Annotated in this window: 19 protein-coding genes; 10 read left to right on the top strand and 9 right to left on the bottom strand. The window is 72.5% G+C overall.

Annotated elements, in window-relative coordinates:
* Window positions 1–26: 26 nt before the first annotated feature.
* Entirely contained in the window at window positions 27–881 is an 855-nt protein-coding gene (locus tag ABZ707_RS00985; protein ID WP_360165622.1) for a thioredoxin domain-containing protein, read from the top strand.
* A 69-nt stretch (window positions 882–950) separates the two neighbouring features.
* Window positions 951–1,967 carry a prolipoprotein diacylglyceryl transferase gene (lgt, locus tag ABZ707_RS00980; RefSeq protein ID WP_360165618.1) on the top strand — a complete coding sequence of 339 codons (1,017 nt, stop codon included), beginning with the start codon at window positions 951–953 and terminating at the stop codon, window positions 1,965–1,967.
* An 84-nt stretch (window positions 1,968–2,051) separates the two neighbouring features.
* On the opposite strand, the gene ABZ707_RS00975 is transcribed toward lgt, so the two are convergent.
* Genes ABZ707_RS00975 through ABZ707_RS00945 form a run of 7 tightly spaced genes read right to left on the bottom strand, consistent with a single transcriptional unit; the run spans window position 2,052 to window position 9,910 of the window.
* Entirely contained in the window at window positions 2,052–2,855 is an 804-nt protein-coding gene (locus ABZ707_RS00975; RefSeq protein WP_360165615.1) for a CoA ester lyase, read from the bottom strand.
* A complete protein-coding gene (locus tag ABZ707_RS00970; protein WP_360165612.1) occupies window positions 2,852–4,114 on the bottom strand; it encodes a CoA transferase in 1,263 nt (420 codons plus the stop codon). Before ABZ707_RS00970 ends, ABZ707_RS00975 begins: the two co-directional genes overlap by 4 nt.
* The gene (gene rbsK, locus ABZ707_RS00965) at window positions 4,114–4,995 is read right to left on the bottom strand and encodes a ribokinase (RefSeq protein WP_360165610.1); all 882 of its coding nucleotides are present in this window, start codon (window positions 4,993–4,995) and stop codon (window positions 4,114–4,116) included. Before rbsK ends, ABZ707_RS00970 begins: the two co-directional genes overlap by 1 nt.
* On the bottom strand, window positions 4,992–6,479 hold the full coding sequence (locus tag ABZ707_RS00960; protein WP_360165607.1) for an ADP-ribosylglycohydrolase family protein: 1,488 nt from the start codon (window positions 6,477–6,479) through the stop codon (window positions 4,992–4,994). The genes rbsK and ABZ707_RS00960 overlap by 4 nt, the downstream gene beginning before the upstream one ends.
* Complete coding sequence (locus ABZ707_RS00955; protein ID WP_360165604.1) at window positions 6,476–7,681, bottom strand: ADP-ribosylglycohydrolase family protein; 1,206 nt, start codon at window positions 7,679–7,681, stop codon at window positions 6,476–6,478. The genes ABZ707_RS00960 and ABZ707_RS00955 overlap by 4 nt, the downstream gene beginning before the upstream one ends.
* The gene (locus tag ABZ707_RS00950) at window positions 7,602–8,885 is read right to left on the bottom strand and encodes an ADP-ribosylglycohydrolase family protein (protein ID WP_360165601.1); all 1,284 of its coding nucleotides are present in this window, start codon (window positions 8,883–8,885) and stop codon (window positions 7,602–7,604) included. Before ABZ707_RS00950 ends, ABZ707_RS00955 begins: the two co-directional genes overlap by 80 nt.
* Window positions 8,882–9,910, bottom strand: coding sequence for an ADP-ribosylglycohydrolase family protein (locus ABZ707_RS00945; RefSeq protein WP_360165598.1), 1,029 nt, complete (start codon window positions 9,908–9,910; stop codon window positions 8,882–8,884). Before ABZ707_RS00945 ends, ABZ707_RS00950 begins: the two co-directional genes overlap by 4 nt.
* Window positions 9,911–10,274: 364 nt before the next feature.
* Between ABZ707_RS00945 and ABZ707_RS00940 the strand changes: the two genes are divergently transcribed.
* The 8 genes from ABZ707_RS00940 to ABZ707_RS00905 all read left to right on the top strand — a co-directional run bounded on the left by ABZ707_RS00940 (window position 10,275) and on the right by ABZ707_RS00905 (window position 21,682).
* Window positions 10,275–11,003, top strand: coding sequence for a VIT1/CCC1 transporter family protein (locus tag ABZ707_RS00940; protein WP_360165595.1), 729 nt, complete (start codon window positions 10,275–10,277; stop codon window positions 11,001–11,003).
* Between the two features lie 398 nt (window positions 11,004–11,401).
* On the top strand, window positions 11,402–15,961 hold the full coding sequence (gene gltB / locus ABZ707_RS00935) for a glutamate synthase large subunit (RefSeq protein ID WP_360165592.1): 4,560 nt from the start codon (window positions 11,402–11,404) through the stop codon (window positions 15,959–15,961).
* Window positions 15,954–17,414 (top strand): glutamate synthase subunit beta, encoded by a 1,461-nt coding sequence (locus ABZ707_RS00930; protein WP_360165590.1) that lies wholly within the window; start codon window positions 15,954–15,956, stop codon window positions 17,412–17,414. Before gltB ends, ABZ707_RS00930 begins: the two co-directional genes overlap by 8 nt.
* Before the next feature lie 376 nt (window positions 17,415–17,790).
* Entirely contained in the window at window positions 17,791–18,432 is a 642-nt protein-coding gene (locus ABZ707_RS00925; protein ID WP_360165587.1) for a HutD family protein, read from the top strand.
* A 327-nt stretch (window positions 18,433–18,759) separates the two neighbouring features.
* Window positions 18,760–18,963, top strand: a complete 204-nt coding sequence (locus ABZ707_RS00920; protein WP_015607926.1) for a cold-shock protein — start codon at window positions 18,760–18,762, stop codon at window positions 18,961–18,963.
* A gap of 92 nt (window positions 18,964–19,055) precedes the next feature.
* On the top strand, window positions 19,056–20,600 hold the full coding sequence (locus ABZ707_RS00915) for a DEAD/DEAH box helicase (protein ID WP_360165583.1): 1,545 nt from the start codon (window positions 19,056–19,058) through the stop codon (window positions 20,598–20,600).
* Window positions 20,601–20,884: 284 nt separating this feature from the next.
* Entirely contained in the window at window positions 20,885–21,274 is a 390-nt protein-coding gene (locus tag ABZ707_RS00910; protein WP_360165580.1) for a ribonuclease domain-containing protein, read from the top strand.
* A gap of 21 nt (window positions 21,275–21,295) precedes the next feature.
* A complete protein-coding gene (locus tag ABZ707_RS00905; RefSeq protein WP_360165577.1) occupies window positions 21,296–21,682 on the top strand; it encodes a barstar family protein in 387 nt (128 codons plus the stop codon).
* A gap of 119 nt (window positions 21,683–21,801) precedes the next feature.
* Here ABZ707_RS00905 and ABZ707_RS00900 read toward each other — a convergent pair whose 3' ends face one another.
* Together ABZ707_RS00900 and ABZ707_RS00895 are read right to left on the bottom strand one after the other, a co-directional pair.
* Window positions 21,802–23,325, bottom strand: coding sequence for an ankyrin repeat domain-containing protein (locus ABZ707_RS00900; protein ID WP_360165574.1), 1,524 nt, complete (start codon window positions 23,323–23,325; stop codon window positions 21,802–21,804).
* 25 nt (window positions 23,326–23,350) lie between these two features.
* Window positions 23,351–24,253, bottom strand: coding sequence for a hypothetical protein (locus ABZ707_RS00895; protein WP_360165571.1), 903 nt, complete (start codon window positions 24,251–24,253; stop codon window positions 23,351–23,353).
* Window positions 24,254–24,412 lie beyond the last annotated feature (159 nt).

The raw sequence follows: 24,412 nt of genomic DNA, 5'->3' as shown, positions 1-24,412 counted from the left end.
TGCCTCCCCGGCTCGTTGCTGTGTGCGTGAGCGAGAAGAACCGTGAGGAAACCCGGAGCGCGAGAGAGCGGCTCCAGCAGGAACGTGACGAGCAGAATGTGAGCGAGAAGCGCAGGCGCACCCTGATCGTGTCCGCGGCGGTGGTCGGAGCCCTCGGCCTGGCCGCGGTGATCGGGCTGATCGCCGCGAACGCCGGCGAGGACGAGGAAGTCGACGTGGCGCGACCGGCCGCCGCGCCGTCGGGTGCCAACGGCAAGGACGATCTGGCGATCCCCGTCGGGGCGCCGGACGCGCCGTCCACGCTCACGGTGTGGGAGGACTTCCGCTGCCCGGCCTGTGCCCAGTTCGAGAACACCTTCCGGAGCACGATCAACAAGCTGGAGAAGGCGGGCAAGCTCAAGGTCGAGTACCACCTCGTCACGCTCATCGACAACAACATGGGCGGCAGCGGCTCGCTGAACGCGGCGAACGCCGCGGCGTGCGCGCAGGACGTCGGTGAGTTCGCGCCGTACCACGACGTGTTGTTCAAGAACCAGCCGCCGGAGACGGAGGACACCTACGCCAGGAACAGCCGTCTGCTGGATCTGGCGGGCAGGGTCGACGGCCTGGAGAGGGCGCCCGGCTTCCGCCAGTGTGTGGAGGGCGGTCTCCACAACGCCTGGGTGAACAAGTCCGCCGCGGCGTTCCGGGCGGGCCGCTTCTCCGGCACGCCGACCGTGCTGCTCAACGGGGAGCCGGTCTTCCCGAAGAAGGGCAACGAAGAGATCACCCCGGCCAATCTGCAGAAATGGGTCGCGGCGGCCGACAAGGGCAAGAAGCCGGGCACGGTCTCCCCGTCCGCCCCCCGCTCGGCCCCGGCCGATTCGACTCCGTCGGCCTGAGCCCGTTATCCAGAAGTTGCCGGGCGGGTTGCCCTACGTCCCGCCCGGCACTGTAGCGTCGGTTCCGCCATGAAACTTGCCTACATTCCCAGCCCCTCGACCGGAGTGCTCCATCTCGGACCACTGCCGCTCCGTGGCTACGCGTTCTGCATCATCATCGGTGTCTTCGTCGCGGTCTGGTACGGCGGCAAGCGCTGGGTCGCCCGGGGTGGCAAACCCGGCACCGTGGCCGACATCGCCGTCTGGGCGGTGCCTTTCGGCCTGGTCGGCGGCCGGCTCTACCACGTCATCACCGACTACCAGCTCTACTTCAGCGACGGTGAGGACTGGGTCGACGCCTTCAAGATCTGGGAGGGCGGCCTCGGGATCTGGGGCGCGATCGCGCTGGGCGCGGTCGGTGCCTGGATCGGCTGCCGGCGTCGCGGCATCCCGCTTCCGGCGTACGCGGACGCCATCGCGCCGGGCATCGTCCTCGCGCAGGCCATCGGCCGCTGGGGCAACTGGTTCAACCAGGAGCTGTACGGCAAGGCGACGGACCTGCCGTGGGCACTGAAGATCAGCGCCGGCGCGAACCGGGAAGCGGGTCTCTACCACCCGACGTTCCTGTACGAGTCGCTCTGGTGCGTGGGTGTGGCGTTGCTGATCGTCTGGGCCGACCGCCGCTTCACGCTCGGACACGGGCGGGTCTTCGCCCTCTATGTGGCGCTGTACTGCGTGGGGCGCTCCTGGATCGAGTACATGCGGGTGGACGAGGCGCACCACATTCTGGGCGTCCGGCTGAACGTCTGGACCGCGGCGGTCGTCTTTGTGCTGGCGGTCGTCTACTTCGTCATCTCGGCGCGGGTCCGGCCGGGTCGTGAGGAGGTCGTGGAGCCGGAGACCGGGGGCACGCCCAAGGCCCCCGACGACGCCGCGGCCACCGGGGACGCCAAGGCGGCTGACGGCGACGCGGACGATGCCAAGGACGCCGAAGACGTCAAGGACGACAAGTTCGTCAAGGACGCCACGGTGAACGACGCCTCTGAGAAGACCGATGGGGCCGTCGTGGCCGACTCCACCGGCGCCGGGGCGGCCGAGAAGAGCTGACGGGCACCGCCCGTGTCACCGGGGCCCGCAGGACCGAGAGGTTCTGCGGGCCCCGGTGTTTTTTCCGGGAGACCGGCCGGGTTCTCAGAACGCGCCGTGGCGTGCCGCCAGGGACAGGGTGCGGCGGGCCGCCGCCACGATCGCCGCGTCCACGAACCGGCCGTCGGCCAGCGCGAGCGCCCCCACGCCGTCGCCCGCCGCCTCGATGATCTGCTCGGCCTCCCCGATCTCCCGCGGCGTGGGCAGATACGCGCGCTCGATGACGGGGAGCTGACGCGGATGGATCGCGGCCCGGCCGAGCAGCCCCAGGGACCGGCCGTGGACACAGGACGCCGCCAGCCCGTCCAGGTCCCTGATGTCCGGGAACACCGACTGGACCGGCGGGGCCAGACCCGCCGCGCGGGCCGCCACCACGGCCCGGCTGCGCGACCAGTCCAGGCCGGAGTCGTCCCGTACGCCCAGATCGGCACGGAGATCCGCCTCACCGAGCGCGATCCCCCGGACGGCGGGATGTGCGGTGGCGATGGAGTAGGCGTGTTCCAGGGCGAGGGCCGATTCGAGCAGCGGATAGAGCGCGGTGTCCGGGGCGCGTGCGGCGACGCGGTGGACATCGGACGCGTGGGTGACCTTCGGAAGGCGCAGCCCGGTCAGCCCTGCGAGGCCGACCAGCGACGGGACATCGTGTTCGTCGGTGATACGGACATGGACCGGGACGGTCCTGGCCTCGGCCAAGAACTCCGTCGTGGCGGCGCGCGCGTACTCCTTGCGGTCCGGCGCCACCGCGTCCTCCAGGTCCACGATGACGACGTCCGCGCCGTAGGTGAGCGCCTTGGCCATGACCTCCGGTCGGTCTCCGGGGACATAGAGCCAGGTGAGAGCGACGTTCACAGCGCCCCGTCCGAACGGAGCGCGGCGATCTCCGCCGCGGTCAGCCCCAGCTCGGCCAGCACCGCGTCGGTGTCCGCGCCATGGGGCCGGCCCGCCCAGCGGATCGCGCCCGGGGTCTCGGAGAGCCGGAAGAGGACGTTCTGCATCCTGAGCGGGCCCAGCTCGGGATCGGGGACCTCGACGATGGTGCCCAGGGCCCGGTACTGCGGGTCCTCCAGTACGTCGCGGATGTCGTAGACGGGCGCGATCGCCGCCTCGGCCTTCTCGAACGCGGTCATGGCCTCCTCCCGGGTGTGGCGGCCGATCCAGCCGCCGACCGCCTCGTCCAGTACGTCCGCGTGGCCGGCCCGGCCGCCGCCGGTGGCGAACCAGGGTTCCTCGGTCAGCTCCGGGCGGCCGACAAGGCGCATGACCCGTTCCGCGACGGACTGGGCGGAGGTGGAGACGGCCAGCCAGGAGCCGTCGGCGGTGCGGTAGGTGTTGCGCGGGGCGTTGTTGCGGGAGCGGTTGCCCGTACGCGGCTGGACATAGCCGAGCTGGTCGTACCAGAGCGGCTGCGGCCCGAGGACGGTGAGGATCGGCTCGATGATCGCCAGATCCACCACCTGGCCCCGGCCCGTCACGGCCCGGCCGTTGAGGGCGGTCATCACCGCGTACGCCGTGGCCAGCGCGGCGATCGAGTCGGCCAGGCCGAACGGCGGCAGCGTGGGCGGTCCGCCGGGCTCCCCGGTGGCGGCGGCGAAGCCGCTCATCGCCTCGGCGAGGGTGCCGAACCCCGGGCGGTGCGAGTACGGGCCGAACTGGCCGAAGCCCGTGACCCGGGCGAGGACGGTCCGGGGGTTGATGGTGGAAAGCGTCTCCCAGCCCAGGCCCCATTTCTCCAGGGTGCCGGGGCGGAAGTTCTCGATGATCACATCGGCGTCGGCGGCGAGCCGGAGAAGGACGTCGCGGCCGCCGGGGGTGGAGAGATCGAGGGTGATGGCGCGTTTGTTGCGGCCGAGCAGCTTCCACCACAGGCCCACGCCGTCCTTGGCGGGGCCGTGGCCGCGCGACGGATCGGGCCGGGTGGGGTGCTCGACCTTGATCACGTCGGCGCCGAAGTCACCGAGCAGGGTGGCGGCCAGCGGACCCGCGAAAAGCGTCGCGAGGTCGAGGACGCGCAGACCGGCGAGGGGCGGCGGGGCCGGCGCGTCCGGGGGAGCGGAGGGGGTGGGCGTGGGGGCGGGGGTGGGCGTGGGGATGGCGACGGGAGCGGTCATCAGACCTCGATCTCGGTGCGGTACGGCATGGAGGTGGACGCGCCGGGGCGCTGGACGCAGAGCGCCGCCGCCGCCGAGGCCCAGCCCATCGCCTCGGGCATCGGCCGGCCCTCGCCCAGCGCGACGGCGAGGGCACCGACAAAGGTGTCGCCCGCGCCGGTGGTGTCCACGGCGCTGACCCGCGGCGCGGGCACGTTCAGGGGCTCCGCGCCCCGGGCCGCGTACAGACTGCCCGCCGCCCCCAGGGTGATCACCACCTCCGGGACCTGGCGCAGCAGGGCGTCGGCCGCCGCTCGCGGGTCGGCGATCCCGGTGAGCATGGCCGCCTCGTGCTCATTGGGAACGAGCAGATCGACGGCGGCGAGCAGTCCGGGCGGCAGCGGCTGGGCGGGCGCGGGGGTGAGGACGGTCCGTACGCCGTGGCGGCGGCCGGCCTCCGCGCCGGCCAGGACGGCGCTCAGGGGCAGTTCGAGCTGGAGGAGCAGGGAGTCCGCGGCGGCGATCAGGGTCTCGTCACCGGGGCCGAGACAGGTGACGGTGCCGTTCGCGGCAGGGATCACGACGATCGAGTTGCCGCCCTCGTCGTCGACGACGATATGGGCGGTCCCCGAGGGGCCCTCGGCGGTGCGCAGGAGGTCCGTGTCGACACCGGAGGAGACGAGTGTGTGCCGGAGCTGCTCGCCGAACTCGTCCGCGCCGACCGCGCCGACCATCGCCACGTCCCCGCCCGCGCGGGCGGCGGCGACGGCCTGGTTGGCGCCCTTGCCGCCGGGGATCGTACGGAACTCCCGGCCGGTGACGGTCTCGCCGAGCTTCGGGGCCCGCGCGACATAGGTGACGAGGTCCATATTGGTGCTGCCGAGCACCACGATGGCGGTCATGGCCGGAATGCCTCTCTGTGGGTCGCGGTGCGGGTCAGTTCCGCGAGGACATCAAATCCGATGCCGTCGAAACCGCCGACGGATGTGGCGAGCCGGTTCTTGAGCGGTGCTGTCCAGTGCTCGGGCAGCCCGGCCGGACGGCCGGCCAGCAGGCCGGCGACGGAACCGGCCGTCGCGCCGTTCGAGTCGGTGTCCCAGCCGCCGGACACGGCACGGCAGATGGACCCGCCGAAGTCGCCGTCGGCATGGGCCAGGGCGGCCGCGACCAGGGCGGTGTTGGGGACGGCGTGGACCCAGTGGTAGTGGCCGAGTCCGGCGTGGAGCTTGTCGACGACGGTCTCGAAGTCCGCGTGGGCGCGGGCGTATTCGAGACCGAGCCGGACGGCGCCGGCGAGCCGGGAAGACGGCGGTACGACGGACAGCCCGGCTCGGAGGCAGCCGTGCACCTCCGTGCCGCCGGCCGCCGCGGCGATCACGGCCGCGGTGAACATCGCGCCGTACACGCCGTTGCCGGTATGGGTGAGCGTGGCGTCCCGGTGCGCCTGCTCGGCGGCGGCCGCGGGGTCCCCGGGATGCGTCCAGCCGTGCACATCGGCCCTGATCACCGCGCCGATCCACTCCCGGAACGGATTGCGGTACCGGGCGGTGTACGGCGGCTCGATCCCGGAGAGCAGATTGCGGTACGCGACCCGTTCGGCCGTGAACGTACGCCCGGCCGGCAGCTCGTCCAGCCAGACCCCCGCCACCTGCGCGGTGGTGAAACCCCGGCCATGGCGCTGGAGCACCAGCAGATTGAGGAGGGGATAGTTGAGATCGTCGTCCTCGGGCATCCCGTCGATGTTCTCGGCGAGCGAGGTCGGCGCGGAACGCCGGTTCCAGGGATACGCGTAGGCGAGGCCGGGCGGCAGGCCCCGGGCGGTGAACCAGGTGCGCAGCGGCCAGTTGCCGGTGGCGCGGGCGAGGGCCCTGATGCCCTGGAGCGGCAGCTTCTCGACCGGCTTGCCGAGCAGACACCCCACGGCCCGGCCGAGCCACGCGGCATGCAGCCGGGCGACGGAGAGGACGGGGAGCGCCTCCTGAGAGGTCTCCCGGGAGCCGGTCTCCCCAGAGCCGGGGCCCGGGCCGCCGGGGCCGCCATCGGGGGAGGCGAGGGAGGCGGGGGAGTCACGGGAGGCGCGGGACGCCCGCGGTCCTTCGGGCCAGGACGGGCACGCTCCCCGGATCGCCGGCAGATCCGTCGGCTCCGACTCCGCGGCCGCCGAGGGCAGCAGCGACAGCTCGTCCAGCAGTCTCTCGGCCAGGGCCCGCAGCCGGGGCGACGCCGGTTCCCAGGAGACACCGGCGCGCTCGGGGGCCAGGTGGCCGCCCGCCGAGCGCCAGCGGTACGCGATCCAGGCGGCGTCGCGGCCGTCCTCCGACGCCTGGCGCAGCTCATGGCCGATCAGGTCCTCGGGCTGGACCCAGGTGAGACGCAGGCCGCTCACCGGACTTCCGTCAGCCGGGCGAACGCCTTCTCGTGCGCGCGGCGCCGCTCCGTGTCCCGCGCGAAGACCTCGGACGCCACGCGCGTCAGGGCGCGTGCCGGAGCGTGCAGGTCCAGACGGCTCGCCTCGGCCACCCGGGCGGCCCATTCCGCGGGTACGCCGGACTCGCCGCTCAGCGCCCCGGCCAGGGCGCCGCTCATGGTGGCGATGGAGTCGCAGTCCCGTCCGTAGTTGACCGAGCCCAGCACGGTACGGCGGAAGTCGCCCGCGCCGGCCAGCAGCATGCCGAGCGCCACCGGCAGTTCCTCGATGGAGTGCAGCCGGGAGGGGCGGCGGGCGCCCAGGGACGGGGCGCGGTAGTCCGGGCCGACGGTGTCGAAGGGCGCGACGGCGTCGCGCAGCCCGCGCAGCGCGGACTCCGTGTCGTGGTGCCGCGACGCCTCCTCGCACACCGCTTCGATCGCGGCGCGCGTGCCGTCCTTGGCGAGGGCGAGACAGCTCTCGACGACCGTCGCCGGGGTGGCGCCGGGCAGGCAGGCCGCCGCGACCGCCGCGGCGAACACTCCGGCGGCCTCCCGCCCGTACGAGGACTGGTGTGCGCCCGCCACATCGATCGCCTCGGCGTAGGCGGCCTCCGGATGCGCCGCGTTGACCAGTCCCACCGGCGCCATGTACATCGCCGCACCGCAGTTGACGATGTTCCCGGTGCCCGCCTCGCGCGGGTCGACGTGCCCGTAGTGGAGGCGGGCGACGAGCCACTTCTCGGCCAGGAAGATCCGCTGGAGCGGCAGCGCCTCGGCCTCCAGCTCCGGGATCCAGCGGGGCGTGGAGATCAGGTCCGGTACGAGATGGCCGGCCACCGCGTAGGCGTCGAGATGGTCGCGGACGGCCTCGTACACGCGGATCAGCGCGTGTGTCATCAGGGTGTCGTCGGTGACATGGCCGTCGCCCTTGTGGTACGGGGCGAGGGGGCGGGCCGTGCGCCAGTCCTCGTGCCACGGCCCGACGATGCCGGACACCCGGCCGCCGTGGCGTTCGGCGATCTGGTCGGGGGAGTAGCCCTCGACCGGTCCGCCGAGCGCGTCACCGACGGCCGCCCCGATCAGACAGCCGGTGATCCGGTCAGCGAGCGTGGGGACGGGTGCCGTGGCGGCCGGGGCCGTCGGGAGTGCCTGGTGCGGAGAAGTGCTGAGCGTCGTCATGTCGGAATTGTCCCCCCGGAGTGGTCAGTTCCGTGTCTGCCAGCAGCCCGGCGAGTTCGACGAGATCGGTCCCGGCGAGCCGGGGCAGCGCGCAGCCCGCCAGGGTGCGGCAGGCGTCCCGCCAGGCGGCAGGCACGCTGTCCCCGCCGCCGAGCGCGCCGGTCAGCGCGCCGGCGAGGGCGGGCGCGGAGTCGGCGACCCGGGACAGGCAGGCGGCGGCCGGCACCGCCCCGGCGACCTCACCGCGCGCCGCGAGAGTCAGCGCCAGAGCGACGGGCACGGTCTCGGCCGCGGCGATGCCGTAGCTGTACACATGGTCGACGATCTGATGCTCCAGCAGCGGGACGAGCGCGAAGGCCCCGGCCGGCTCCTCGGTGAAGTCGTCCGCCAGCTTGACGGCGTGCCGGGCGTTGCGGCCGATCTCCGTGGTCTCGGGAAGCTGGGCGAGGGCCGCGTCCACCGCGCTCCCGGCGTCCGCGCCGCCGAGCGCGGCGGCGACGGCGGCGGCGACGGCACGGGCGCCGTGCACCCCGTCGCCGTCCTGTGTGTACCGGGCGTCGAACTCGGCGAGCTCGGCCGCCGCCGCCGGGTCGCCCGGGTGGACGACCGCGAGGACGGCGGCCCGTACACACGCCGCGTCGTCGAAGTAGTGCGGATTGTCGTGGCCGGTGGCGGGCGGGCGCAGCCCGGTGGCGAGATTGCCGAGACCGGCGCGCACCGAGATCCGCGCCCGCAGCGGCGGTACGGCGGACTCGACCTCGGGCGCGCGGGCGGCGGCCGCCGCGATCTCACCGGCCAGGGAGTTCCAGGCGAGATCGACGGCGGCCCGCATCCGGCGCTCGGCGCCGAGACCGCGGAAGAGGCCGCCGGCGGCGGTGAGCACCGTCTCGGCGGCGAAGGCGGCCCATTCGGCGTCGTCCGAGGGGCCCAGCCGGAGGGGTTCCGGCGGCTGGTTGAGCGCGATCGGCACGGGCAGGGTGGTCGTCGCGTTCTGCTCGGCGAAGGTGTCCAGCTCCCGGGTGAGCCGCCGGGTCCACTCGGGCATCCGGGCGGCCCGGTGCCGCGCGGCGGGCCATCCTGCGGCGTCCCCGGCGGCCAGCCCGAGGAGCAGCCCCTCGATACGGCGGACCGGCCCGGCGCCCCGGCCCCGCGGGTCGTCCCCGCGCGCCGGGTCTGGGCGGTCTTCCGTCTGGTCCGCAGTCATGAGGCCGCCTGTTCGTCGTCGTACGGGGTGAGCAGATCCGCGATGTCCAGCACGTGGTAGCCGCGCATCGAGGGCAGGCAGCTCCCGCGCGCCGGGCCGATGGCGGAGGACCATTCGGCGGGGATGGAGCCGGCCCCCGACATGGCTCCGGCCAGGGCGCCCGCGACCGCGGCGGTGGTGTCCGCGTCGCGGCCCATGTTGACGGCCGTCAGCACCGACATACGGAAGTCCCCCCGGGCCGCCGAGAAGGCACCGAAGGCCAGCCCCACCGCCTCGGGGGCCAGATCGGTCCAGGGGTAGCCGCCGATGACCACCGCGGAACGGACCGCGCGTTCCATGGCCAGCGTGTCGAGGTGGTCGCACTGGGCGGCGACGACCGCGCGGCGCAGTGAGCGGGCCGTCCAGGAGTCCATGGGGATGACGGAGAGCGCCGCGGCGATCACCGAGGCGGGGCCCGCGCCGGTCATCGCGACGGCGACACCGGCCGCCACCGCCCGGCCGCCGTAGATGCCCTCACCGTCATGGCTCACCGTGCCGTCGACCGCGACCAGCCGCGCCGCCTCCCCGGGATCGCCCGCCGCGAAGACCCCGAAGGGAGCGGCGCGCATCGCGAGGCCGTCGCTCCAGGCGTGGCGGTGCTGGGCAGTGATGGGCGCGGCGAGACCGCGTCTGAGGTTCTCCAGCGTGCCGCGTTCGCTGAAACCCGCACCGCGGAACGGGCCCTCGTCGAGGTCCGCCAGCCAGTGGTGCCAGGCCTTCTCGACATGGGCGACGGTCAGCGCGGAGCCGTGCCGGGCGAGCAGCAGCCCGGAGAAGATGGCGTACTCCGTGTCGTCCGTACCCACCGGATTGTCGGTGACGAAGCCTTCGATCCGGCCCCAGCGGCGGCGGATCTCGGAGGGCCGCATGTTCTCCGCGGGGGCGCCCAGGGCGTCCCCCACCGCCAGACCGAGCAGCGCGCCACGCGCCCGGTCCCGGAGCGCGGCGATCTCCTGGGCGGCCGGATCGCATGCGGTCGACTCCATCGTGTGGCCCTTTCACGCGCGGCGAGCCCGAGCCTTTCCCGGTGATCCCGGCGGATCGTGGCGGCCGTGTCGGTGTCCCGCCCCCGCCCCGGTCACCGCCGGTCGCTTTCCGTTCTCCGGGTTCTCCGGGTTCTCTGGATCTCTGCCACGCGAGGCGCCCGAGGAGTCGGGGAAACGCCGCTGTCACCCGGCTGACAGCGGCGTTTCCTCCTGGATTTCTCCTGGATTCCTCCTGGATCGGGCCTGGTAAGTACGGCCTTCCTTGCTGGCGGCGGCGTTTTTCCGTGCGTATTTTCGAGGGTCGGGAGGGGTGGAGACCGGTCCGTGGAGGACTCGGATCCGCTCCGGTGGAAAGAGGAGAAGCATGTCCATCATCGACACCGAGGCGACGCTGCACGTGGCGCACCGCGACAACCACACGCACCGCGACGTGAACGGTGGCTGGCTGCGCCCCGCGGTGTTCGGCGCGATGGACGGACTGGTCTCCAACCTGGCGCTGATGACCGGTGTCGCGGGCGGCGCGGTCTCCCAGCACACCCTTGTGATCACCGGGCTGGCGGGACTCGCGGCGGGCGCCTTCTCGATGGCCGCGGGCGAGTACACCTCGGTGGCCTCGCAGCGGGAGCTGGTCCAGGCGGAGCTGGACGTGGAGCGCCAGGAACTGCGCAGCCACCCGGCCGACGAGATGGAAGAGCTCGCCTCGCTCTACGAGTCCCGGGGCGTGGCGCCCGAGCTGGCCCGCGAGGTCGCCAGGCAGCTCTCGAAGGACCCCGTGCAGGCCCTGGAGATCCACGCCCGCGAGGAACTCGGGATAGACCCGGACGACCTGCCGTCACCGCTGGTCGCCGCCGTGTCGTCGTTCGGTTCCTTCGCCCTGGGCGCGCTGCTCCCGGTGCTGCCGTATCTGCTGGGCGCCACCGCGCTGTGGCCCGCCGTGCTTCTCGCGCTGATCGGGCTGTTCGCCTGCGGCGCGCTGGTCGCCCGGGTGACCGCGCGGAGCTGGTGGTACAGCGGGCTGCGCCAGCTCGTCCTCGGCGGGACGGCCGCGGCGCTCACCTACGGGCTGGGCGCGGCCTTCGGCGCAGCGCTCTGACCTGCGAGAAGTCTGGAGAAAGCCGGGCGGCGGGGCAGCGGCCGGGGCCGCCCGGAGGGAACGCCCGGCCTGTGACATATCTCCCCAAGCGCTGGCTTCCCCCAAATGAGACACTATTCTCCGGCGCCCCCATGTAGCCGTTACCCGGCGGTTTCGAATCCGCAATCACCGGGCATGAGCCGTAGGCGCTGCGGGCAACGAAGCCTACTTCGCCAAGCCGATCGGACGACGATCTGTCCGTCTGCGTCCCTCATCCACCGCTTTGCGCGGTGTCCACATGCTGGAATGCGCTATCCGCTTCCTGAGAAGCCGCCCATCATGTAACCTGCACGAAATTTCTCGGAGGGCCAGCGTCGTCCCTCGGTACCGCATATGCCACGACGACGACGGGAGAGCCGATGCGTTCCGACGCCTGGTCGCCCATGGACGGTCGCCCCGCCTCGCAGGGGATGTACGACCCCCGTAACGAACACGACGCCTGTGGTGTCGGGTTCGTGGCCACCCTCACCGGTGTACCCAGCCACGCGCTGGTGGAGCAGGCGCTGACCGTACTGCGCAATCTTGAGCACCGGGGCGCCACCGGCTCCGAACCCGACTCCGGCGACGGCGCCGGGATACTCCTCCAGGTCCCCGACGCCTTCCTCCGCGAGGTCGCCGGATTCGAACTGCCCGAGGCCGGTTCCTACGCCGTCGGCACCGGCTTCCTGCCCGCGGGCGACGCCACGGCGGCCGTGTCGCGGATCGAGACGATCGCCGCGGAAGAGGGCCTGACCGTCCTCGGCTGGCGGGAGGTACCCGTCGCACCCGAGATGCTCGGCGCCACCGCCCGGGCGACGATGCCGGCCTTCCGCCAGCTCTTCGTCACGGACGGCGCCAGCACCGGCATCGTCCTGGACCGCAAGGCGTTTTTGCTGCGCAAGCGCGCCGAGCGCGAGGTCGGGGTCTACTTCCCCTCGCTCTCCGCCCGCACCATCGTCTACAAGGGCATGCTCACCACCGGCCAGCTCGAACCGTTCTTCCCGGACCTCTCCGACCGGCGCTTCGCGACCGCCATCTCCCTGGTCCACTCGCGCTTCTCCACGAACACCTTCCCGAGCTGGCCCCTCGCCCACCCGTACCGCTTCGTCGCGCACAACGGTGAGATCAACACCGTCAAGGGCAACCGCAACTGGATGCGCGCCCGCGAGTCCCAGCTCGGCTCCGACCTCTTCGGCACCGAGAAGCTGGAGCGGATCTTCCCCATCTGCACACCCGACGCCTCCGACTCGGCCACCTTCGACGAGGTCCTCGAACTGCTGCACCTCGGCGGCCGGTCGCTGCCGCACTCCGTGCTGATGATGGTCCCCGAGGCGTGGGAGAACCACGACTCCATGGACCCGGCCCGGCGCGCCTTCTACCAGTTCCATGCCACGATGATGGAGCCCTGGGACGGCCCCGCCTGTGTCACCTTCACCGACGGCACCCAGGTCGGCGCGGTCCTCGACCGCAACGGTCTGCGCCCCGGCCGCTACTGGGTGACCGACGAAGGACTGGTCGTCCTCTCCTCCGAGGTCGGCGTCCTCGACATCGACCCGGCCAAGGTCGTCCGCAAGGGCCGCCTCCAGCCCGGCCGGATGTTCCTCGTCGACACCGCCGAGCACCGCATCATCGAGGACGACGAGATCAAGGCGTCCCTCGCCGCCGAGAAGCCCTACCAGGACTGGCTGGGCGCCGGCGAGATCGAGCTGGAGGACCTCCCCGAGCGCGAGCACATCGTGCACACCCACGCCTCGGTCACCCGCCGCCAGCAGACCTTCGGCTACACCGAGGAAGAGCTGCGCGTCCTGCTCGCCCCGATGGCCCGCACCGGCGCCGAACCCATCGGCTCCATGGGCACGGACTCGCCGATCGCCGCGCTCTCCGAGCGGCCCAGGCTGCTCTTCGACTACTTCACCCAGCTCTTCGCCCAGGTCACCAACCCGCCGCTGGACGCCATCCGCGAGGAACTCGTCACCTCGCTGCGCTCCTCCCTCGGCCCCCAGGGCAATCTGCTGGAGCCGACCGCCGCGTCCTGCCGCAGCGTCACCCTGCCCTTCCCGGTGATCGACAACGACGAGCTGGCCAAGCTCGTCCACATAAACGCGGACGGCGACATGCCGGGCATGAAGGCCGCCACGCTCTCCGGGCTCTACCGGGTGGGCGAGGGCGGCGAGGGCCTCGCCGCCCGGATCGAGGAGATCTGCGCCGAGACCGACGGCGCGATCGAGAGCGGCGCCCGGATCATCGTCCTGTCCGACCGGCACTCGGACGCCGAGCACGCGCCCATCCCCTCCCTGCTGCTCACCGCCGCCGTCCACCACCACCTCATCCGCACCAAGCAGCGCACCCAGGTGGGCCTGCTGGTCGAGGCCGGTGACGTCCGCGAGGTGCACCATGTGGCCCTGCTCATCGGGTACGGCGCCGCCGCCGTCAATCCGTACCTCGCCATGGAGTCCGTTGAGGACCTCGTCCGGGCCGGCACGTTCATCGAGGGCCTGGCCCCCGAGCAGGCCATCCGCAATCTGATTTACGCGCTCGGCAAGGGCGTCCTCAAGGTGATGTCCAAGATGGGCATCTCCACCGTCGCCTCCTACCGGGGCGCGCAGGTCTTCGAGGCCGTCGGCCTGGACGCGGCCTTCGTCGACAAGTACTTCAACGGCACCGCCACCAAGATCGGCGGCGCCGGTCTCGATGTCGTCGCCACCGAGGTCGCCGCCCGGCACGCCAAGGGCTACCCGGCGTCCGGGATCTCCGCGAGCCACCGCAAGCTGGAGATCGGCGGCGAGTACCAGTGGCGCCGCGAGGGCGAGCCGCACCTCTTCGACCCGGAGACCGTCTTCCGGCTCCAGCACGCCACCCGCTCGCGCCGCTACGACATCTTCAAGAAGTACACCGGCCGGGTGAACGAGCAGTCCGAGCGGCTGATGACACTGCGCGGCCTGTTCACCTTCGCCTCGGGCCGGACACCGATCCCCCTCGACGAGGTCGAGCCGGCCTCCGAGATCGTCAAGCGCTTCTCCACCGGCGCCATGTCGTACGGATCGATCTCCCGCGAGGCACACGAGACCCTCGCCATCGCCATGAACCAGCTCGGCGCCAAGTCCAACACCGGCGAGGGCGGCGAGGACGCGGACCGGCTGTACGATCCGGCCCGCCGCTCCTCCATCAAGCAGGTCGCCTCCGGCCGCTTCGGCGTCACCAGCGAATACCTGGTCAACGCGGACGACATCCAGATCAAGATGGCGCAGGGCGCGAAGCCCGGCGAGGGCGGCCAGCTCCCCGGCCACAAGGTCTATCCGTGGGTCGCCAAGACCCGGCACTCCACCCCCGGTGTCGGTCTGATCTCCCCGCCGCCGCACCACGACATCTACTCCATCGAGGACCTCGCCCAGCTCATCCACGACCTCAAGAACGCCAACCCGGGCGCCCGCATCCATGTGAAGCTGGTCTCCGAGGTCGGTGTCGGCACCGTCGCCGCGGGCGTCTCCAAGGCCCACGCCGATGTCGTGCTGATCTCCGGGCACGACGGCGGCACCGGCGCGTCCCCGCTGACCAGCCTCAAGCACGCGGGCGGCCCCTGGGAGCTGGGCCTCGCCGAGACCCAGCAGACCCTGCTGCTCAACGGCCTGCGCGACCGCATCGTCGTCCAGACCGACGGCCAGCTCAAGACCGGCCGCGACGTGGTCGTCGCCGCGCTGCTCGGCGCCGAGGAGTTCGGTTTCGCGACCGCGCCGCTCGTCGTCTCCGGCTGCGTCATGATGCGCGTCTGTCACCTGGACACCTGTCCGGTCGGCATCGCCACCCAGAACCCGGTGCTGCGCGAGCGCTTCTCCGGCAAGGCCGAGTACATCGTCAACTTCTTCGAGTTCATCGCCGAGGAGGTCCGCGAACTCCTCGCCGAGCTGGGCTTCCGCACCCTCGAAGAGGCCGTCGGCCACGCCGAACTGCTCGACACCGAGCGGGCCGTGAACCACTGGAAGGCCCAGGGCCTCGACCTCAGGCCGCTCTTCCATGTGCCCGCCCTGCCCGACAGCGCCGTACGCCACCGCGTGATCAGCCAGGACCACGGCCTGGAGAAGGCCCTGGACAACCAGCTCATCAAGCTCGCCGCCGACGCCCTGGGCGCCGACAGCGCCGAGGCCGCCCAGCCGGTGCGTGCCCAGATCGGGATCCGCAACATCAACCGCACCGTGGGCACCATGCTCGGCCACGAGGTGACCAAGAAGTTCGGCGGCGCGGGCCTGCCCGACGACACCATCGACATCACCTTCACCGGATCGGCCGGCCAGTCCTTCGGTGCCTTCCTGCCGCGCGGCGTGACACTGCGGCTGGAGGGGGACGCCAACGACTACGTCGGCAAGGGCCTCTCCGGCGGCCGGATCGTCGTCCGCCCCGACCGCGGCGCCGACCATCTCGCCGAGTTCTCCACCATCGCGGGCAACACCATCGCCTACGGCGCGACCGGCGGCGAGCTGTTCCTCCGAGGCCGCACCGGCGAGCGCTTCTGCGTCCGCAACTCCGGCGCCACCGTCGTCTCGGAAGGCGTGGGCGACCACGGCTGCGAGTACATGACCGGCGGCCACGCCGTGGTCCTCGGCGAGACCGGACGCAACTTCGCCGCCGGTATGTCCGGCGGCACCGCGTACGTCATCGACCTCGACCCGGACAACGTCAACGCGGGGAACCTGGCGGCCGTCGAGCCGCTCGGCGACTCCGACAAGCAGTGGCTGCACGCCGTGGTGCACCGCCATCAGGAGGAGACGGGCTCCACCGTCGCCGGGAAGCTCCTCGCCGAGTGGGACACCGCGGTGGACCGCTTCAGCAAGATCATTCCGACCACGTACAAGGCAGTGCTCGCCGCCAAGGACGCCGCCGAGCTGGCCGGTCTCTCGGAGACCGAGACCACCGAGAAGATGATGGAGGCGGCGACCCATGGCTGACCCGAAGGGCTTTCTCACCACCGGCCGCGAGGTCGCCAGGACCCGTCCCGTCGAGGAACGCGTCAAGGACTGGAACGAGGTCTACGTTCCCGGCTCGCTGCTGCCGATCATCAGCAAGCAGGCCGGCCGCTGTATGGACTGCGGCATCCCGTTCTGTCACAACGGCTGTCCGCTGGGGAATCTGATCCCCGAGTGGAACGACTACGCGTACCGCGAGGACTGGACGGCGGCGAGCGAGCGGCTGCACGCCACCAACAACTTCCCTGAGTTCACCGGACGGCTCTGCCCCGCACCCTGCGAGTCCGCGTGCGTGCTCGCCATCAACCAGCCCGCCGTCACCATCAAGAACGTCGAAGTCTCCATCATCGACAAGGCGTGGGACAGCGGCGACGTCACCCCGCAGCCGCCCGAGCGGCTCTCCGGCAAGACCGTCGCCGTCATCGGCTCGGGCCCGGCGGGCCTGGCCGCCGCCCAGCAGCTCACCCGGGCCGGACACACCGTCGCGGTGTACGAGCGGGCCGACCGCATCGGCGGTCTCCTGCGGTACGGCATCCCCGAGTTCAAGATGGAGAAGGTGCACATCAACCGGCGCATCGAGCAGATGCGCGCGGAAGGCACCAAGTTCCGCACCGAGGTCGAGGTCGGCCGCGACATCGACGCGGCGAAGCTCCGCAAGCGGTACGACGCCGTCGTCATCGCGGCCGGCGCGACCGTCTCGCGCGACCTGCCCGTACCCGGCCGTGAGCTGAAGGGCATCCACTTCGCGATGGAGTACCTGCCCCTCTCCAACAAGGTGCGGGAGGGCGATCTGACGGTCTCCCCGATCACCGCCGAGGGCAAGCACGTGGTGGTCATCGGCGGCGGCGACACCGGCGCGGACTGCGTCGGCACGGCGCACCGCCAGGGCGCCGCCTCCGTCACCCAGTTGGAGATCATGCCGCGGCCCGGTGACGAGCGCGCCGGCCACCAGCCGTGGCCGACCTTCCCCATGCTCTACAAGGTCACCTCCGCGCACGAGGAGGGCGGCGAGCGGCTCTACTCCGTCTCCACCACCCACTTCGAGGGCGACGAGGACGGCAACGTCCAGTCCCTGCACCTCATCGAGGTCGAGTTCACCAACGGCAAGCTGGAGCAGAAGCCGGGCACCGAACGCTCGATCCCGGCCCAGCTCGTCACCCTCGCCATGGGCTTCACCGGTACGGACCAGGAGAACGGACTGGTCGAGCAGTTCGGCCTGGAGCTCGACGAGCGCGGCAACATCGCGCGGGACGCGGACTTCGCGACCAATGTGCCCGGCGTGTATGTCGCCGGTGACGCCGGCCGCGGCCAGTCCCTGATCGTGTGGGCCATCGCGGAGGGCCGCTCGGCCGCCCGCGGCGTGGACCGCCATCTCACGGGCGCCAGCGATCTGCCGGCCCCGATCCGTCCCACGGACCGCGCGCTGACGGTCTGACCCCGCGCCGGCCGCTCCCCGCGAGCGGCCGGCCCGATGAGACGTCCCGTACAACGGCGTACGGGCGGTGTCGGCCCGGGGAGCGTCTCCCGGGCCCTCCGCAGGACGCGGCGCCTGCCCCCAGTCCCCGACCGGACCGACGGCAGGCGCCGTGGCATGTGGCCAGGACCCGCCGCGGCTGCGCCGAACCGGCCGTCGGCGCGGATGACTTGAGCACCACCGGCACGATCAGGACGCGGACCCGGCGGAGATCAGCGTCCGGATCACGCGAGACAGCGGGCGCCTTGTCCGGGCGGGCATCGCGGCGCCGTCCCTCGCGTAACCTCAACGACGCCCGAGCGTGCACCGGATGGAAAGCCTGTTGGGGGTTCCTGTCATGACGCCACGCGTCCTGCGTGCCGGAGGACGGCCGGCGAAGCCGTGGAAGAACGGCGGCGGGGTCACCCGCGAGATCGCCTCCTGGCCCGAGAGCGCGGGCACTGCCTCCACCAGCAGCCCTACCGGCCCTGACAGCCCCACCGGCCCCGACAGTGCCACCGGCCCCGGCGGCTTCGACGGCTTCGACTGGCGGATCAGTCTCGCGGAGGTCGTGGCCGACGGACCGTTCTCCGTCTTCCCCGGTGTCGACCGGACGCTGACCGTGGTCGAGGGCGCCGGCCTGGACCTCACCGTCGACGGCGGACGCCGGATCGGCGCGGAGCGCTACGCCCCGCTGCGGTTTCCCGGCGACCAGCCCGCCGACTGCGTGCTGCGGGCGGGGCCGGTGGTCAACCTCAATGTCATGTGCCGCAGGGGCCGTACGACCGCGGTGATCGCGATCGTACGGGGCAGCCGCCAGCTCGTCGTGCCGCCGGGCGCGACCGTCGTGGCCGTCGCCCTGGAGGGGCCGACCGCGCTCGGGGACTCCATCCTGGCCCGCCACGACGCGGCGGTCCTCACCCCGGCGGAGCCGGGCGCCGGACCGGCGACGCTCCGCACCGGAGGACGCGCCGCACTCGTCACGCTCCGCCTCGCCTGACCACCGGCGCGGCGGCCCGGGGCGCCGTGCCCGCCGGGTGATCGCCGGGCCCGCGGCCCGTGATCGTCCGGCGTTCCGGTCGCGGGTGTCCGCGATCACCCGACTGCCCGGCCCGGTCGGCCCGTGCCCCTCGACGTCCGGCCCGCCGGGCGTGCTAGGCTGACTCCGTTGCAGTTTTGGTACCCATGAACTTTATGTGCGCCTGACGGGAATGTTCCTCAGGCGCATTATTGGTTTTTGCCGGCTTCTCCGGATGGGGCTCAATGCGGCGACGAGGAATTCGTAAAGTGCGGATTTCCGGCTCTGCACCTGTTTTAGGAGAATGACATGGCTACTGGCACCGTGAAGTGGTTCAACTCGGAAAAGGGCTTCGGCTTCATTGAGCAGGACGGCGGCGGCGCCGACGTCTTCGCCCACTACTCCAACATCGCCACCCAGGGCTTCCGCGAGCTCCAGGAGGGCCAGAAGGTCTCGTTCGACGTCACGCAGGGCCAGAAGGGCCCGCAGGCGGAGAACATCGTCCCGGCCTAATTTCCGGACGTGTACCTCGCAGCCGGGGCCCGCACCGTGCAGGTGCGGGCCCCGGCTCGCGCTGTCCTCAGGCCCAGGAAGGCTTTTTCCGTATGACTCGATCCGAACGCCCGGCCCGTGCTGCCCGACCCGCCGGCAAGCGCCCGGTGAGTTCCCGCGCCAAGGGACCCGCGAAGGGCTCGGCGAAAACCCCCGCCCGCCGCGCGTCCGTGCGCCCGCAGGAATTCACGCTGCCGGAGACCATTACCCCCGCACTGCCCGCCGTCGAGGCGTTCGACGAGCTGGACATGCCCGGCGGCCTGCTGAAGACCCTCACGGCCCAGGGCGTGACCGATCCTTTCCCGATCCAGGGCGCCACCCTGCCGAACTCCCTCGCGGGCCGGGACATCCTCGGCCGGGGGCGTACCGGCTCCGGCAAGACCCTCGCCTTCGGTCTGGCGCTGCTCGCCCGTACCGCCGGCCGGCGCGCCGAGCCCCGCGCGCCGCTCGCGCTGGTGCTCGTCCCCACGCGTGAGCTGGCGCAGCAGGTGACCGACGCGCTCACGCCGTACGCGACCGCGGTGAACCTGAAGCTGGCCACGGTGGTCGGCGGTCTCTCGATCAGCAAGCAGGCCGGCACGCTGCGGCGCGGCGCCGAGGTGCTGGTCGCGACGCCCGGACGACTCAAGGACCTCATCGAGCGCGGCGACTGCCGGCTCGACCGGGTCTCGATCACCGTGCTCGACGAGGCCGACCAGATGGCCGACATGGGCTTTATGCCGCAGGTCACGGCGCTGCTCAAGCAGGTCGAGCCGGACGGTCAGCGGATGCTGTTCTCGGCGACCCTGGACCGCAACATCGACCGGCTCGTCCGGCTGTATCTGACGGACCCGGTCGTCCACTCCGTCGACCCGTCCCAGGGCGCGGTCACCACGATGGAGCACCATGTGCTGTATGTGGCGGACGAGACCGACAAGAAGGCCGTCACCGCGCGGATCGCGGCGCGCGACGGCCGGGTGCTGCTCTTCCTGGACACCAAGCGTTCGGTGGACCGGCTGGTGAAGCGGCTGCTGGCCAGCGGTGTACGGGCCGCCGGGCTGCACGGCGGCCGCTCCCAGCCGCAGCGCAACCGGACCCTCGACCAGTTCAAGAGCGGCCAGGTCACCGCGCTCGTCGCGACCAATGTCGCGGCCCGTGGCATCCATGTCGACGATCTCGATCTCGTGGTGAACGTCGACCCGCCGGTGGACCACAAGGACTATCTGCACCGTGGCGGACGCACCGCCCGTGCGGGCGAGTCCGGCAGCGTGGTGACCCTGGTCCTGCCCGAACAGCGGCGCGAGATGACCCGGCTGATGTCCGACGCCGGTATCGCGCCCAGATCGGCGCGGATCAAGTCCACCGACGAGGAGCTGGCGCGGCTCACCGGCGCGCGGGAGCCCTCCGGGGTGGCGGTCACCATCGAGGTGCCCCAGCCCGTCGTGCAGGCGAAGCAGAAGCCGAGGACATCGCGTCCGGCGCGCAAGGGCACAGGCACCGGCGCCGCCGCGTCGGCCGGGGGCGGCGCCCCCCGGCTGGGCGGCGCGGCACGCGGCAGCCGTGGCCGCCGTGGCCGTCCCGGCCGGGGCGCCGAAGGCGGCCGCCGCACCGCGGCCTGACCCGGGACCGCCCGCGACACGGACACCGGTCCGCGCCTGCGGACCCGCACGAAAGCCCGGCACCGCGCCCCGCGCGACGCCGGGCTTTCGCGCGTCCCCTGCCGTGTCCGTACCGGCGGACGCGCCGCCGCCGGGCGCCCGCCGCCGTACGTACGGATGGCCGGTAGGGCTCCGCCCGGCCGGTGTACGGCACGCGAAAGGCCCGCGGCGCCCGGTTAACTTCCCGGAAATTCCACGGAGTTGGCATTGACGTGTACGCGTCTACGCGCGTCATCATGGTGCCCATGCGAATTCCCCCACGTATCGCCGCCCTCGGCGGCCTCGCGGCCCTGGCCTCCACGCTCCTTGTCGGCGGAGTCTCCGCCACCGCTACCGCCGCCCCGTCCGCGGTCGGCAGCATCTGCTACTCCAAGCTGCCGACCCAGGCGCACCACACCCTCGACCTCATCGAGGCCGGCGGCCCCTTCCCGTACTCGCAGGACGGGGGCGTCTTCCAGAACCGGGAGCGCCTGCTGCCGAGCCAGTCGAACGGCTACTACCACGAGTACACCGTCGTGACCCCGGGCTCCCCGGACCGCGGCGCCCGCCGCATCATCACGGGCAAGAAGAACAACGAGGACTACTACACCTCCAACCACTACGCGTCGTTCTCCCTCGTCAACTACGGCTGCTGACCGGAAGGTAATCTCCGCCTCATGACGGTGACGTATGTGATCGACGGGGCGGAGGTCACCGACCTCGATCGCTTCTGGCAGGTGATCGGCGCGGCCGTGAACGGGCCCGGCGGATACTTCGGGCGGAATCTCGACGCGCTCGCGGACTGCCTGCACGGAGGGTACGGAACACCCGACGACGGCGACTTCGTCATCGAGTGGCGCCGGCACGAGCTCTCCCGCAGGTCGCTCGGCCAGGAGGAGACCGCGCGCACGCTCCAGCAGCGGCTGGAGCGTGCGCACCCCGACAACAGGGCCGCTCTCCAGGCCCGGCTGGACGACGTCCGGGCGGGCCGGGGGAGCACCGTCTTCGACGAGCTGGTGGAGCTCATCGAGGAGGAAGCGCCCGGAGTGCTGCGGCTGAACTGATCAGGTGTCAGGGGCCGGTTCGGCCGCGGCGGCGGTCGAACCGGCCGGGTCGCCTCCGGCCACCGCTCACCGGGGCTGTCACCACCCGCCCCGGACGGCGGCCCGTCACCGGCGGTCCGTCACCGGCGGCGCGGGAGCGTCCGCTCCAGCCGTCGCCGGTCCGGCCCCTGCGGCACATGACGCACGGCGTCGGCCGCCGTCCGCCACGCGTACCCGTCGGGGTCCTCGTCCGCGAGGATCCGGGCCAGCGCGCCGACCGCGCGCGGGTCCTGACGCGCCGCCAGGCCCCTGGCGGCCTCGGCGGCCGTCTCCGCGTCGGGATCGTTCAGCCGGGCCGCCAGCGCCTCCCTGACCGGATGTGTGTCCGCGTCCACCCCGGCCAGTGCCGTCACCGCCCGGTCCCTGACCGAGGGCTCCGCGTCCCTGCTCAGCAGGGTCAGTGCCCACACCCCGTCCCGGTGATCACCCGGCAGGAGTCCGGTCAGCGCCAGCGCCACCCGCCGCCGCACCCCCGCGTCCTGATGCCCGGTGTGCCGCAGGATCTCTGGCAGCGCGGCCGGATCGCCGTGCAGGCCCAGTCCCGTCACGACCGCCCGGACCAGCTCGGGCTCCACGGCCCGCCGGGACATCTCCCGCAGCAGCGGGACCGCGCGGGCGGTGAACGGGCTCGCCCCGTCCGCCGCGCCGAGCTGGGACAGCACCTCGGCGGCGAAGGTCTGCCGCAGCGGCTCCTCGCTCCCGCACCACGCCGCCGCGGCCCGGAACGTCTCCTCGTCACCGCGCCGCCACAGCACGGCCACCGACTCGGTCCAGTCGTCCCGGCCCGGCTCCCCGCAGCGCAGCGCCCGCGCCGCCAGTTCCCCGTACGGCGTCACGATGCCCAGCTCCGCCTCCAGCACCGTCGCGACGGCCGCGTGCCCGGTCCCCTGCTCCCGCCCGGCCAGCGGCTCACCGTCCCGGAGGAGTTCGACGACGACGGTCACCGAGCCGTCCTCCTCGATCCGCCGCACCACCGTCTCGTGGCCGTCCCCGTACGCGCGCCACAGGCCGTCCCGGAGCTCCCGCTCCACGTCGAGGGCCATCCAGCGCCGCGCCTCGGCGAGCGACGCGCCGAGCGCCTCGCGGCCCGCTCCGTCCGGCGCGCCGGCGCCGTAGCGCAGCAGGACCCGCACCGTCGGCGTCGAGCCCCGGCGCGCGGCAAGCAGCAGCGGCGGCTCACCGCCGGGGCCCGGTAGCCCGGGGTCGGCGCCGTACTCCAGCAGCGCCTCCAGCGTGTCGGGGAATCCCTGGACGACCGCCCAGGCGACCGCGGTGAAGCCGAACTCCTCCCGGCTGTCGGGCCGGGCGCCCGCCGCCAGCAGGGCCCGTACGACCTCGGTGTGCCCGCCGCACGCCGCGCCGCACAACGGCAGGTCCCCGCCGTCCCGGCCACTGGCCCGCTCCGGGTCCGCGCCCGCCGCCAGCAGCAGCCGTACCAGCCCCGCCTCGTCGCTGACCGCCGCCAGATACAGGGCCGTCTGGCCGTCCTCGTCGCTCGCCTCGGCGGGGACCCCCGCCCGGAGCAGCCGTACAACGGTGTCGTCCGCACCACCGTGCACCGCCTCGAACAGGTCCTCAACACCCGCTGTCGGCTCTCTGGTCATGGATCGACCCTACGTGCGACTCCGGTCAGGTGTCGCAGTCCAGCACCGTCCGGCACAGCCCGCACCGCGCCCGTACCCGGCCCCGGACGGGCACCCGGATGCGCTGATGGCAGGTGGGACAGGGAAACGAGACCCGCGGCCCGTCCGGCAGCCGCTCGAACGCGTAGAACGCGCCGGACGGGGCCGGATCCGGTGCGCCGCCCGGCTGGTCGAGCGCGGCACGGCGGTCCCTGGCGTAGCGGTGACGGCCCGTCCAGCCGGCGGTGGTCAGCGGCGGCTGCTGTTCGTCGCGCAGCGCCAGCGCCCTGCCCTTCGTGTACGAGGTGTAGCCCTGCGGGCTGGTGAACCAGATCCGCGGGTCCTCGTCGAAGACGAGCGCGCGCTTGGCGAGGACATAGCCGAATTCCTCGGGCGTGAGATAACCGAGCTTCTGGCTGGAGTCGGCGTCCTCGCGGTACGCGTCGAGCAGCAGCCAGCCCGCGCCCAGATAGGTCGTCGCGGTGTCGGTGAGGATCTCGTTGTCGCGGGTGCCGGGAAAGCTCAGCCCGAGCCGGTGCAGCAGCACATGGGTGATCTCGTGGGCGAGTGCGGCGCCGATGTCCCGGCGGTGCCTGCGGAAGCGGTTGTTGAGCTCGACAAAATACTCGGGCCCCGCGGTCAGCTCGACGCTCGCCGCGTGCCGCATCTCGCGGAAGCTCACCACCACCCGCGCGTCCGGCAGCCGGAGCTGGTGGACCAGGGCACGCGCCACCCGCTGGGTGCCGAGATACAGATCGTCCGCGTCGGAGAAGGCGACATCGCCCGGCGCGACGCTGAGGGCGTACGCGCGGACACCGTCGGGCGACAGCCGCCTGTAGAGCGCGTTGATCGCCGCCCGCGCGGTGTCGAGATGCGGATAGCCGTGTTCGACCTCGCCGCCGTTGGTCACGCCCGTACCCCCCTGAGGGACGTCCAGCCCGGGCCCACTCTACGGCGAACGGGCCCCGGAGCCGTCCGATGACCGGACGGCGGCCGAAGGACGCCCCCTCGCCGTGGCCGGATCCCTGATCTTGTGGCGCGGCTTGCCTCCTCCGCATAATCCGGATCA

The organism is Streptomyces sp. NPDC006923 (assembly GCF_040635655.1).
Classification (GTDB): Bacteria; Actinomycetota; Actinomycetes; order Streptomycetales; family Streptomycetaceae; genus Streptomyces.
Note: the sequence above shows the minus strand (reverse complement) of the source record. Positions and strands in the feature narration are given on the sequence as shown.